Consider the following 13,673-nt stretch of genomic DNA (forward strand, 5'->3'; position numbering starts at 1 on the left):
AAAGAGCATGGAATGGACACAAGCATTGATTCCCATTGTCAGCAGTTGTGCAATGACAATTGCCGCAATGCCGCTATTTATTGGTTACTTTCAAATGAAAAAGCAAGGTCAGGCGATTCGTGAGGAGGGACCAAAGTGGCACAATAGCAAAGCCGGAACTCCTACAATGGGCGGCTTAGTGTTTCTGATCGGCTCTATTTTGACAGGAATTTGGGTTGGAGCTTGGCAAAAACAGCTAACTCCTACTCTTTTCATCTTGCTTTTTGTATTAGCATTATACGGAGTAATCGGCTTTCTTGATGATTTTATAAAAATATTCAAGAAAAGAAACATGGGACTGAACTCGAAGCAGAAATTGATTGGACAGATTCTAGGGGGAATCATCTTTTATCTTGTTTACCGTTCTGAAGGTTATCCAGGTGTATTGAATTTCTTCGGACTAGATCTACCTTTAGGAATCATTTATGGTATTTTCGCTCTCTTCTGGCTTGTTGGATTTTCAAATGCAGTAAATCTGACAGATGGCATCGATGGATTAGTTGCTGGCTTAGGAAGTATCTCTTTTGCAGCTTACGGTCTAATTGCTTGGCATCAGCATCAGTATGATGTATTAATCATTTGCTTAAGTGTTTTAGGAGGTTTACTGGGTTTCTTCGTCTACAACAGAAAACCTGCCAAGATTTTTATGGGAGATGTCGGTTCATTAGCGTTGGGCGGACTTTTAGCGGCAATTTCTATAATGCTAAACCAAGAATGGACATTGCTTTTGATTGGTTTGATCTATGTTATGGAAACAGCAAGTGTGATGCTTCAAGTTACTTCCTTTAAGCTTACAGGAAAACGAATTTTTAAAATGTCTCCAATTCATCATCACTTTGAAATGTGCGGATGGTCGGAGTGGAAGATTGATACAGTTTTTTGGTTGATCAGCATTGTGACTTCGTTGATCACATTATGGATCGTTTGGTAGGAGATGACGGGAAATGAAAAAAATATCAACATATGAAAATAAGAAAGTGCTTGTCTTAGGACTCGCAAAAAGCGGAGTAAGTGCGGCCAAATTATTACATGAATTGGGCGCACTTGTCACCGTTAATGATGGAAAACCTTTTGACGAAAATCCGGAAGCACAAGAGCTGCTTTCTTTAGGGATAAAAGTAATAACAGGTAGTCATCCAATCGAATTGTTGGATGAAGAATTTTCATTGATGGTCAAAAATCCAGGGATTCCCTACAGTCATCCTTTAGTAGCAAAAGCCCAAGAAATGGGTATTCCGGTAATTACGGAAGTTGAGCTAGCTTACGAAGTAGCGGAATGCCCAATTATTGGGATTACAGGAACGAACGGAAAAACAACGACAACAACGATGACAGGACTACTACTGAATGCAGGAGCAGATCAAGGAATTGCACGTTTAGCGGGTAATATTGGGTATCCAGCAAGTGGTGTAGCGCAAGAAGCAAAATCAGAAGATAAAATTGTGATGGAATTGTCTAGCTTCCAACTCATGGGAATCACAGATTTCCGCCCTCATATAGCGGTGATTACCAATATCTATGAAGCACATATTGATTATCATGGTACAAGAAAAGAATATGTCAAAGCTAAATGGAACCTTCAAAAAAACATGACAGAAAAAGATTATCTGATCCTTAACTGGAATCAGTCAGAACTACAAGAATTAGCGCAAAGAACAAAAGCACGTGTACTGCCTTTCTCGACAAAAGAAGTGTTGGAAGGCGGTGTGTATGCTGACGATTACTCAATATACTATAAAAAAGAAAAAATAATGGAAATATCTGAACTTGGCGTACCAGGTAAGCATAATGTAGAAAATGCACTAGCTGCTATTTCTGTAGCAAAATTGTATGGTATATCAAATGAAGCTATACGAGAAACGTTGAATTTATTCCATGGCGTACCACATCGTACGCAATATGTAGGAGAAATCCAAGGCAGAAAATTTTATAATGATTCAAAAGCAACCAATATTTTAGCGACTAAAATGGCTCTAAGTGGATTTGAAACGTCTAAGGTCGTGTTATTGGCTGGCGGATTAGACAGAGGAAATACATTTGATGAATTAATTCCTTCATTAAAAGGAATCAAAGCAATGGTCGTATTTGGCCAAACAAAAGAAAAGTTGATGGATGCTGGAAAAAAAGCAGGGATCGAGACAATAGTAACAGCCGATTCTGTAGAACAAGCAGTTCCTTTAGCATTAGAAAACAGTACAGATGGTGATGTAGTTTTATTATCACCAGCGAATGCCAGCTGGGATCAATACCCAAATTTTGAAACTAGAGGAAACAGATTCATGGAAGCTGTGAACCGATTAAAATAGAAAAAGTAGAAGCGAGCGATAAAAAATGAAAATTTTGGTTACAGGCGGAGGAACAGGGGGACATATTTATCCAGCTCTTGCCTTTGTCAATTATGTAAAGACTCAAGAACCGAATGCTGAATTCATGTATGTGGGAGCAAAACGAGGTCTAGAAAACAAAATCGTCCCTGATACAGGAATGCCTTTCCATACCTTGGAGATTCAAGGATTTAAACGAAAAATTTCCATGCATAACATTAAGACGGTCCGATTGTTTCTTAAGAGTATCCGTCAAGCAAAAAAAATCCTCAGTGATTTTCAACCAGATATCGTTATCGGTACTGGAGGATATGTTTCCGGAGCGGTAGTGTACGCTGCAGCCAAAATGGGTATTCCAACAATTATCCATGAACAAAACAGTGTACCAGGTGTTACCAATAAATTTTTAAGCCGATATGTGGATCGGATCGCTCTTTCATTTAAAGATGCGGCTTCCTTTTTTCCTGAAAACAAAGCAGTTCTTGTAGGTAATCCTCGAGCACAAGAAGTAGCAGATACTAAAAAATCAGATATTTTGAAAACATTTGGTTTGGATCCAGAAAAGAAAACAGTCTTGATTTTTGGCGGTAGTCAAGGAGCACTTAAAATCAATCAAGCAGTATCAGTTTTTTTAAGTGAATATATTCCTTCTTCTTACCAAGTTTTGTATGCTTCAGGAGATAGATATTATGAAGAGATCCTAAATAAAATAAATCCTGAAATACAAAATATTAGTGTCCAGCCTTATATCAAAAATATGGCAGAGGTCATGGCTTCCAGTGATCTGCTGGTGGGGCGTGCTGGTGCAACTTCGATCGCAGAATTCACAGCTCTGGGGTTACCGGCAGTGTTGGTTCCCAGCCCATATGTTACGAATGATCATCAAACTAAAAATGCAATGAGTCTTGTTCACGCAGGAGCAGCAAAAATGATTGCAGATAATGAACTAACAGGTGAATCACTAAGTCAGACAATCAACGAAATCATGGGTGATGAAGAATTGCAAAAGCAAATGTGCCGAGCTTCTAAAGAACAAGGAATCCCTGATGCTTCAAAACGTCTTTATGACTTAGTAAAACAAATAATCAAAAAATAAAGGCGGTGGTCTTAGTGAGTAAGAAAAAAGAACCAAAAAAATTGTCTCATCCGTCTTCTGATGAAAACAATTTGACTCCTTGGCAAAAGGCTAACCGAAAATATCTGGCAGAACAAGAGATGAAAAACCAAGAGCCAAAAAAAGAAGACATAACATTAGATACACCCCTTTCAGATTCTGAAGAAGAAAAAACGGTTCAAGAGGAACAGCAAGAAGAAAGCCAGTCCGAGAAAAAAATCGAATTTTTTGAAGAGATCAAGCAAAAGAAAAACGGTGGGCCATATAACGGTTCTTTTTTGAACCGGCTGCCCAATTTAAAAAGTCAACGGCACAAAGTACTATTTCGTCGGTTAGCTTTGATCATCACTGTATTGGGTATACCGCTGATTTTTTTGATCTATTATGTTTCTCCTTATAGCAAATTACAAGCAGTTGCAGTATCAGGCAATAAGACAGTCAACAGCCAAGAAATCATCTCTGATACAAAATTGTCATTAGGAGAAAATGTTTGGGGACAGTATTTTCATCGATCTACTTATATCGATCGCCTTAAAAAAGCACAGCCAAGAATCGAAACAGCAAATATACATTTCAAAGGGATGAATGAATTCGATTTGGATGTAACAGAATATAAAGAGATTGCTTTGATCGCAAAAAACAATCAATACTACCCAGTGATTGAAAATGGAACAGTATTAGATGAAAAAGTAGCAAATCCTACAAAAAATCTCCCTATCTTGGAAGAGTTCAAAGACTCTGCAAAAATCAAAGAATTAACAAAGCAATACAATCAGTTATCATCAGAATTACAAAAAGCAATTTCTGAAATCAAGTACACGCCAAGAGCAAGCAATAAAAATCTGATCCAATTGAATATGAATGACGGCAATCAAGTTATTGTAAATATCAATAATCTTGCGAACCAAATGAAATATTATTCGCAAGTAGCCAAAGATATGGATGAAAAAGGTGTGATCGACATGGAAGTTGGTATCTTCTCGCATCCTTACGGTAGCACTCAAGAAACGGAAGAATCGGGCCAATCGGAAGAAACAACTGAAAGTGAAGAAAATGCGGATCAAACAAACGAATCAAGTGAAGAGGCAGAAACGCAAGCAGCACAAACACCTGGATCGTCTAGCACAAACGGATCATCTGATTCAAATGATTCAAGTGAAACAAGTCAAATAGAAGATAATCCAAGTACAACTCCGTCAAGTTTAAATGAAAATTGATAAAACAACTTTAAAAAGTAAGAATGTACTTTCTAAAAACCAGTAATTTATGGTAGAATTGGAAGCAGTGAATATATCTATTAATAAGTATATTTTAAAACGGACGCTAGTTGTTCGCTTGTATATGGAATAGTAAGTAGGAGGGAATCCCATTCATGGCAAAAACAGGAATGTATGTAGGCCTTGATATTGGAACGACATCTGTTAAAGTTGTCGTGGCTGAATATATCGACAGCCAAATGAATATTATTGGAGTAGGAAACGCAAAATCAGAAGGGATTAACCGAGGCATTATCGTTGATATCGATAAAACGGTCCAAGCGATACAACGAGCAGTACGACAAGCAGAAGAAAAAGCAGGTATCCAGATCAAAGGCGTAAGTGTCGGTTTGCCAGCAAACATGCTTGAAGTAGAAAATTGCCAGGGAATGATTGCAGTTAACGGAGATTCAAAGGAAATCACCGATGAAGATGTCAGAAATGTGGCTTCAGCTGCCCTTGTTCGTTCAATACCTCCTGAACGTCAAATCGTGTCAATATTGCCACAAGATTTTACTGTCGATGGGTTCGAGGGAATCAAAGATCCTCGTGGAATGATCGGCGTAAGATTAGAAATGTACGGTCTGTTGTTTACAGGACCTAAAACGATCATCCATAACATACGTAAATGCGTGGAAAATGCCGGATTAATCGTCAACGAAATGGTGATTACTCCTTTAGCGCTGACTGAATCAATTCTTTCTGACGGAGAAAAAGATTTTGGTACGATCGTCATTGATATGGGTGGCGGCCAAACAACAACGGCTGTTATGCATGATAAGCAATTGAAGTTTACCAATCTTGACCAAGAAGGTGGCGAATTTGTCACTAAAGATATCTCTATTGTATTAAATACGTCATTTAACAATGCAGAAGCGTTGAAAATAAACTACGGTGATGCATACCCAGAACGGACATCACCAGATGAAGAATTTCCAGTAGATGTGATTGGTCAGTCAGAACCAGTGAAAGTCGATGAACGCTACTTGTCAGAAATTATTTCAGCTCGAATGGAACAGATTTTCAACAAAGCAAAAGATGCATTGGACCAAATCGAAGCATTAGAGTTGCCAGGTGGCGTCGTATTGACAGGCGGAGCTGCTAGTCTTCCTGGTGTTGTGGACTTGGCACAAGAAATCTTCGGCGTAAATGTAAAATTGTATGTTCCAAATCACATGGGGCTGAGAAACCCGGTATTCACAAATGTAATAAGTATCGTGGATTATTCAGCAAACTTGAGTGAAGTGTATCAATTGGCAAAAATTGCTGTTACGGGTGAAACCTCAGCAGCTCGTCAAATGGTAGTTGAACAAGAAACAACAAACACATATGAGAGCTATGAAGCACCTGAAGAAACAATCTACGATGAGCCGGAACCAAAAGAGTCCGGAGAAAATGTAAAAAATAAAATCAAGGGTTTCTTTACAAATATTTTTGATTAATTCATCCTGGGAGGAATAAGATATGGAATTCTCAATTGATAATAATATCAATGACGGCGCAGTAATCAAAGTCATCGGAGTCGGTGGTGGCGGTGGAAATGCTGTAAACCGAATGATTGAAGAAAACGTTAAAGGTGTTGAATTCATTACAGCCAACACAGACGTGCAAGCATTAAAAAATTCAAAAGCTGAAACAGTTATCCAATTAGGCCCCAAATATACTCGTGGTTTAGGTGCTGGTTCTCAGCCAGAAGTTGGACAAAAAGCGGCAGAAGAAAGTGAACAATCCTTACGCGAAGCTTTAGACGGTGCAGATATGATTTTCATCACTGCAGGAATGGGTGGAGGAACCGGTACAGGTGCTGCACCAATCGTTGCAGGTATCGCGAAAGAATTGGGCGCATTGACTGTTGGTGTCGTGACACGTCCATTCACTTTTGAAGGACCGAAACGTGGCCGTTTTGCTGCAGAAGGTATCGCTCGTTTGAAAGAAAATGTGGATACATTATTAATTATCTCAAATAACCGTTTATTAGAAGTTGTAGATAAAAAGACACCGATGCTTGAAGCTTTCCGTGAAGCAGATAATGTTTTACGACAAGGTGTACAAGGTATCTCTGATTTGATCACAGCGCCAGGTTACGTTAACCTTGACTTTGCTGACGTGAAAACAGTGATGGAAAACCAAGGTACAGCATTGATGGGGATCGGTGTGGCTAGTGGAGAAGATCGCGTAGTAGAAGCAACGAAAAAAGCAATCTCCTCTCCATTGCTTGAAACATCTATTGATGGAGCTGAACAAGTACTTCTTAACATCACAGGCGGTTTGGATATGACATTGTTCGAAGCACAAGATGCTTCAGATATCGTAGCAAATGCAGCAACTGGCGATGTAAATATCATTCTAGGTACATCTATCAATGAAGAAATGGGCGATGAAATCCGTGTGACGGTCATCGCAACAGGTATCGATGAATCAAAAAAGGAACGCAAGTCTAGCCGACCAGCTAGACAAGCACAAATGCAATCACCTGCTCAAAAGACTGTATTAGATATGGATCAAGCTAAACCAACTTCTTCAGAAGAAGAAAACAGTTTTGGCGATTGGGATATCAGACGTGAACAAAATGTTCGTCCTAGAGTTGATGATTCCAATTTTGACAATATCGAAAAAAAAGAATTTGATACATTCAACCGCGAAGAAACAAAATCTCATGGCGATGATGAATTAAATACGCCACCGTTTTTCCGTCGTAAAAAATAAAGGAGAGGAAGAGCACATGATTGCTGACAACTTGCAGAAAATCAAGCAAGAAATTCAGGATTCGTGTGCTCTTGTTCATCGTGATCCGAAAGAAGTTACATTAGTAGCTGTAACAAAATCTGTTGAATCCGCTCAAGCTGAAGAATTGGTTAGAGCTGGCGTTATGAATTGTGCAGAAAACCGAGTAGATAAACTATTACAAAAGAAACAAGATTTATTTGATTTTCCTGAAATAAAGTGGCATTTAATTGGTAATTTACAGCGCAGAAAGGTAAAATTGATTGTAAATGAAATTGATTACTTTCATGCGTTGGACAGTTTAAGATTAGCAGAAGAAATCCAGAAGCGGTTAGAGAAAGAATTATCCTGTTTTATTGAAGTAAATGTTTCTGGTGAGGAATCAAAACATGGAATTTCACCAGATGAGCTTTTACCGTTTGTGGAATCTTTAGCTGCCTGCACAAAAATCAAGGTTGTTGGGTTAATGACTATGGCGCCTAAAGAAGCTTCTGATGAGCAAATCCATAAAGTGTTTGGTACGCTGAAAGAATTGCGTGATCTTGTTCAAGCAAAAGGTTATGCCCATGCACCATGTAGTGAATTAAGTATGGGGATGAGTCAAGACTTTCAAATTGCGATTGAAGAAGGTGCAACATTTATCCGTGTAGGAACAGCGCTATTCAAAGACGAATAAAGGAGGAACAAAAATGCCGCTTTTAAACAGAGGAGCAATTGCTAATTTTTTCGGATTAGCTGATGAGGAAGAGTACGAATACCAAGATTATCCTGAAACAACAAAAAAGGCTGTACAGCCAACTAAAAAAAATACAACACAGAATCAATCAACTCATTCTGTATCTGCTGCGAATACTCATGAAAAACAAAAAACGGCGACTTCACGTCCTGTAACGCATGAAAGTATTCAGCCGGCTGAAAAGAAAAAAGTAATTGAACTACATCAATCACCTACAAAAACTGTAGCGAAAGAAAGAACAGCTTCAAGAACCTCTACACAACCTAAAGCAAATCTTGCTGGAAAAATCACTGTAATGGAACCAAGAGCTTATTCTGAAGCTATGGCGATTGCTAAACGAATCATTGCTGGAGAAGCAACCTTAGTGAATTTTCATTTAGTAGAAGAAAAACAAGCGAGAAGAATCGTTGATTTTCTAACAGGAACAGTTTATGCACTAGATGGAGATATCAAACGTGTTGGAGATGAGATTTTTCTTTGTACACCGACTGGGATGGAGATTGACAGTTCAACCGCTCAATCTTTTGCAGATGCGAATTTGTTTGATCTGTAAGAGGAGGAACTACGATTTATACTATTGCACTATTACTTCATTTACTTCAACGGGCAGCCTATTTCTATAGCATTATCTTGATGGTATATGCATTGCTCTCTTGGTTTCCAGGCGGGTATCAATCAGGGCTAGGACGATTATTAGCTAAGATCTGCGAACCGTATATCAGTTTGTTCGATCGTCTGCCTTTGAGGATTGGACCCTTGGATTTCACAATTTTAGGGGCAATCCTGATTTTGAACTTAGCCGTACAAGGTTTAGCACAGATCGTTATATGGATAACTGTCCATTTAGTTTATTGATTGAAGCAACAAAATCTTTATTCTCAGAATAGATAGGAGGGGAAAATTTTGGATGCAAATGTATACCAGCACTTTCGGGCAGATGAACGTACATTTATCGATTCGGTAGGCGATTGGATTGAACAAGTTCAAGGACAATATGCACCCTATCTGACCGAATTTCTTGACCCAAGACAATCCTATATTTTAGAAACACTGATTCGACAAAGCAGTGATTTGCGTTTCATGTTTTATGGCGGATATGAACAGGCAGAAAGAAAAAGATGTTTGATTTTCCCCGATTATTACGAACCTGTAGAGGAAGATTTTGAAACAGCATTGTATGAAATCCATTATCCTAGCAAATTTGCCAGCCTAAGTCATGGGAAAATCCTTGGAACTTTAGTGGGAACGGGGATCAAACGCTCTTACTTTGGCGATATCATCTCGGACGGTGATCGCTGGCAAGTATTTATTGCAAATGAGGTGGATCATTTTGTTGCTGCACAAGTAACAAAGATTGGAAAGGTTGCTGTACGCTTGGAACCAATCAAATACACAGAAATGATTATGCCGAAAGATAGCTGGACACAAGAAAGAGGAACAGTTAGTTCCATGCGACTAGACAGTGTGATCTCTGAGATTTATAATATTTCCAGACAGCGGTCCAAGCAGCTGATCGAAGCTGGTAAAGTAAAAGTGAACTGGACAGAAAATACAAGACCTGATTTTGTACTTGAACTATTAGATATTATTTCAGTCAGAGGTTATGGCAGAGTCCAGATCCAAGAACTTGAGGGGAAGACGAAAAAAGAAAAGTACAGGGTACTGTTCGGTGTATTACGTAAATAAAATAAAAAGGTGGTTTACTCATGGCTTTAACTCCATTAGATATCCAAAATAAGACATTCCCGACAAAAATGCGGGGATATAATCAAGACGAAGTAGATGATTTCTTAGATTTAGTTGTTCGTGACTATGAGGAATTGACTCAAAGAAATCGAGAATTAGAAAAAGCAGTCAAACATTCTGAAGAAAAACTTGAGTACTTCAATGAATTAAAAGATGCTTTGAACCAATCAATCATCGTAGCTCAAGATACGGCTGATAAAGTAAAAACAAGTGCAAGCAAGGAATCCGAAGTGATCGTTACTTCTGCACAAAACAAAGCAGATGAGTTAGTTGCGAACGCTGAAAAACGTGCACATCAATTAACAACTGATGCAGAAGAAAAAGCAAGAAAAATCTTGACAGATGCAACAGAAAAAGCAAGACAGCTTGCGACAGAAACTGAAGATCTTAAGAAAAAAACACGAGTATTCCATCAACGTATCAGCTTGATGCTTGAGTCTCAATTAGAACAAGTGAAAAGTCCGGAATGGGATGAAATTTTACAACCATTCTCCAGCTACGTGACTGACAGCCATGAAGTGATCAAAGAAGTTTTAGCAAAACAGCTTGACAATGAAAATGATACTGATGTAAACTCAGACACAGGAGTCATAGAAGCACCTATGACGGCATTTGATACACAGGCTATTGATATCTCGATCGTGCCTGGTGAAAATGAAAACGAGTAGAACAGAAAAGCACTTTGTTATTCTTAAAGCGAGCCGATGAGAGTGGAAGTTCGGTAAGACACTGCATGGTGAAAGATCCTCTACTTGAGACCTGCTTTTCCGAAATTAGAGTAAGAAGCAGCGGCTGACCTCGTTATTGGTCACAGAGAGTTTGCACTAGATAGATGCAACTAAATTTGGGTGGTACCACGGCATGTTCGTCCCTTGCGGCTGAACATGCTTTTTTGTGTCCGGAAAACAAACAAAGGAGTGTATGGTTGAATGAAAATGAAAGAAACCTTGCAATTAGGAAAAACAAAATTCCCTATGCGTGGTAATTTGCCAAACCGAGAAGGCGAGTGGCAAAAAGAATGGGAAGAAAATCGAATCTACCAAAAAAGACAAGAGTTGAACGAAGGAAAACCTAGCTTTGTTCTTCATGATGGACCTCCATATGCCAATGGTAATATCCATTTAGGACATTCATTGAATAAAATCAGTAAAGACATTATCATTCGTTCAAAATCAATGTCTGGCTATCGTGCACCATATGTTCCAGGATGGGATACACATGGATTGCCGATTGAACAAGTATTGGCTAATAAAGGCGTGAAACGTAAAGAAATGTCCATGGCAGAATACTTGGAAAAATGTCGTGAATATGCACTTTCCCAAGTAGATAAGCAACGAGCAGATTTCAAACGCCTAGGAGTTGCAGGAGATTGGGAACATCCTTATGTTACATTAGATCCTTCTTATGAAGCTGCACAAGTACGCGTATTTGGTAAAATGGCTGAAAAAGGCTATATTTACAAAGGATTGAAACCAATTTACTGGTCTCCGTCAAGTGAGTCTTCTTTAGCGGAAGCTGAAATTGAATATAAAGATGTAAAATCTCCATCTATTTTTGTAGCTTTCAATGTCAAAGACGGCAAAGATATTCTTGATGAAGATACAGCTTTTGTCATTTGGACGACAACACCATGGACATTGCCAGCAAACCAAGGTATTGCTGTAAATCCAAAATTTACGTATGTATTGGTAGAAGCCGATGGCCGTAAGTTTGTCGTAGCGAAAGATTTGCTAGAAACAGTCCAATCAGAAATCGGTTGGGAAAATGTAACAGTTCTAAAAGAATTTGCTGGACAAGAAATGGAATATATGACTGCAAGTCATCCATTCTATGAACGTGAATCACTTGTGATTTTAGGCGATCATGTTACTTTAGACGCTGGTACTGGATTAGTCCATACTGCTCCAGGACATGGGGAAGATGACTATATCGCTGGTAGCAAATATAAACTATCTGTAGTGTCACCTGTAGACTCAAAAGGATTGTTTACAGAAGAAGCACCTGGATTTGAAGGAATCTTTTATGACAAAGCAAATCCTATGATCACTGATCTATTAAAAGAAAAAGGAGCTTTGCTGAAGCTAGATTTCTTTACTCATAGTTATCCTCACGATTGGCGGACGAAAAAGCCTGTGATCTATCGGGCAACTCCACAATGGTTTGCATCTATCGATAAATTCCGTCAGAATATTTTGGATGAAGTAGAAAAAGTAGAGTGGGTTATCCCTTGGGGTAAAACACGTTTGTATAATATGATCCGTGACCGCGGCGATTGGGTAATTTCCCGTCAGCGTGCATGGGGAGTACCACTTCCGATTTTCTATGCTGAAAATGGAGAAGCAATCATCACACCAGAAACAATCGAACATGTGGCAAAATTATTTGCTGAACATGGATCAATTATCTGGTTTGAAAAAGAAGCGAAAGAACTTCTTCCTGAAGGATTTACCCACCCAGGTTCTCCTAATGGCGAATTTACAAAAGAAAAAGATATCATGGATGTCTGGTTTGATTCTGGTTCTTCTCATGAAGCTGTTTTACGTCAGCGACCAGAATTATCATTCCCAGCAGATATGTATTTAGAAGGATCAGACCAATATCGTGGCTGGTTCAACTCAAGTATCACGACTAGTGTGGCTATCAATGGTGTAGCACCATACAAATCAGTTATTTCTCAAGGATTTGCTTTAGATGGTGAAGGCCGTAAGATGAGTAAATCTTTAGGAAACATCATTGCACCAGAAAAAGTGATCAAACAATTTGGTGCAGATATCCTTCGCTTATGGGTATCTAGTGTAGATTATGAAGCAGATGTTCGTGTTTCTATGGATATCTTAAGTCAAGTGGCAGAAGTATATCGTAAAATCAGAAATACGATGCGTTTCTTATTAGCGAATACAGAAGATTTCGATCCTAAAAAAGATACTGTTTCGTACAATGATTTACGTTCTGTAGACAAATATATGACCGTTCGATTGAACCAAGTAATCAAAGAAATCCGAGAAGAAGGGTACGACAAATATAACTTCATGCATATTTACCGTACAGTTATGAACTTCTTGACGGTTGATCTATCGTCATTCTACCTGGATTTTGCTAAAGATGTAGTTTATATTGAAGCAGAAGATGATTATCAACGTCGTTGCATGCAAACTGTTTTCTATCAAACAGCTGTAGCTTTGACAAAATTATTGACTCCTATCATTCCGCATACAGCAGAAGAAATCTGGTCATTCCTGAAAGAAGAAGAGGAGTACGTTCAGTTAAGCGAGTTTCCTGGTTATGAAGAGTTTGCAAACCAAGAAGAATTGATGGATACCTGGACTGCTTTCATGGACTTCCGTGATAATGTCTTAAAAGCATTGGAAGAAGCAAGAAACAGCAAATTGATTGGTAAATCTTTGGAAGCAAAACTAACTGTTTATCCAAAACAACAAGTTCGTGAAATGTTAAAAGCTTTGGATGCAGATATTGCACAATTATTGATCGTTTCACCAGACTACTTTGAAGTTATGGCAGCAGATGAACAAGTGCCAGATAACGCTATGGTATTTGATGATGTTGCTATTACAGTGGAAAAAGCAGACGGGGAAACTTGCGATCGCTGTCGCCAAGTTCGTAAAGATGTAGGAGTAGATGAAAAACTTCCTCATCTATGCGGTCGTTGTGCAAAAATCGTTGAAGACTTCTATCCTGAAGCTGTAGCTGAAGGATTCGAAGAAAAGTAAAAGGGA

The 13,673-nt window shown here is 38.7% G+C and carries 12 protein-coding genes; all 12 read left to right on the top strand.

The features are described from left to right. The first annotated feature begins 7 nt into the window (after positions 1–7). The 12 genes from mraY (at position 8) to ileS (ending at position 13,667) form a co-directional block, all read left to right on the top strand. Positions 8–970: a phospho-N-acetylmuramoyl-pentapeptide-transferase gene (gene mraY, locus OS139_RS05855; RefSeq protein ID WP_002286639.1), complete on the top strand. Its 963-nt coding sequence runs from the start codon at positions 8–10 to the stop codon at positions 968–970. A 13-nt stretch (positions 971–983) separates the two neighbouring features. Then, the gene (gene murD / locus OS139_RS05860; RefSeq protein ID WP_002332073.1) at positions 984–2,345 is read left to right on the top strand and encodes a UDP-N-acetylmuramoyl-L-alanine--D-glutamate ligase; all 1,362 of its coding nucleotides are present in this window, start codon (positions 984–986) and stop codon (positions 2,343–2,345) included. Between the two features lie 25 nt (positions 2,346–2,370). Further along, a complete protein-coding gene (murG, locus tag OS139_RS05865; protein ID WP_002325465.1) occupies positions 2,371–3,459 on the top strand; it encodes an undecaprenyldiphospho-muramoylpentapeptide beta-N-acetylglucosaminyltransferase in 1,089 nt (362 codons plus the stop codon). Positions 3,460–3,473: 14 nt separating this feature from the next. After that, positions 3,474–4,694: a cell division protein FtsQ/DivIB gene (locus OS139_RS05870; protein WP_002332072.1), complete on the top strand. Its 1,221-nt coding sequence runs from the start codon at positions 3,474–3,476 to the stop codon at positions 4,692–4,694. Between the two features lie 155 nt (positions 4,695–4,849). Beyond that, a complete protein-coding gene (ftsA, locus tag OS139_RS05875) occupies positions 4,850–6,175 on the top strand; it encodes a cell division protein FtsA (protein ID WP_002286631.1) in 1,326 nt (441 codons plus the stop codon). 22 nt (positions 6,176–6,197) lie between these two features. Further along, positions 6,198–7,439, top strand: coding sequence for a cell division protein FtsZ (gene ftsZ / locus OS139_RS05880; RefSeq protein WP_002286629.1), 1,242 nt, complete (start codon positions 6,198–6,200; stop codon positions 7,437–7,439). A 16-nt stretch (positions 7,440–7,455) separates the two neighbouring features. After that, positions 7,456–8,133 carry a YggS family pyridoxal phosphate-dependent enzyme gene (locus OS139_RS05885; protein ID WP_002324421.1) on the top strand — a complete coding sequence of 226 codons (678 nt, stop codon included), beginning with the start codon at positions 7,456–7,458 and terminating at the stop codon, positions 8,131–8,133. Between the two features lie 13 nt (positions 8,134–8,146). Then, a complete protein-coding gene (locus OS139_RS05890) occupies positions 8,147–8,746 on the top strand; it encodes a cell division protein SepF (RefSeq protein ID WP_002286627.1) in 600 nt (199 codons plus the stop codon). Between the two features lie 23 nt (positions 8,747–8,769). Continuing rightward, positions 8,770–9,048, top strand: coding sequence for a YggT family protein (locus OS139_RS05895; protein ID WP_033582058.1), 279 nt, complete (start codon positions 8,770–8,772; stop codon positions 9,046–9,048). 48 nt (positions 9,049–9,096) lie between these two features. Further along, entirely contained in the window at positions 9,097–9,879 is a 783-nt protein-coding gene (locus OS139_RS05900) for a YlmH family RNA-binding protein (protein WP_002286624.1), read from the top strand. A gap of 20 nt (positions 9,880–9,899) precedes the next feature. Next, positions 9,900–10,607, top strand: a complete 708-nt coding sequence (locus OS139_RS05905; RefSeq protein WP_002286622.1) for a DivIVA domain-containing protein — start codon at positions 9,900–9,902, stop codon at positions 10,605–10,607. Positions 10,608–10,868: 261 nt separating this feature from the next. Beyond that, positions 10,869–13,667 (top strand): isoleucine--tRNA ligase, encoded by a 2,799-nt coding sequence (gene ileS, locus OS139_RS05910; RefSeq protein WP_002286621.1) that lies wholly within the window; start codon positions 10,869–10,871, stop codon positions 13,665–13,667. Positions 13,668–13,673: the final 6 nt, after the last annotated feature.

It is taken from the genome of Enterococcus sp. E4-223 (assembly GCF_035727065.1).
GTDB classification, from domain to species: Bacteria; Bacillota; Bacilli; order Lactobacillales; family Enterococcaceae; genus Enterococcus_B; species Enterococcus_B faecium.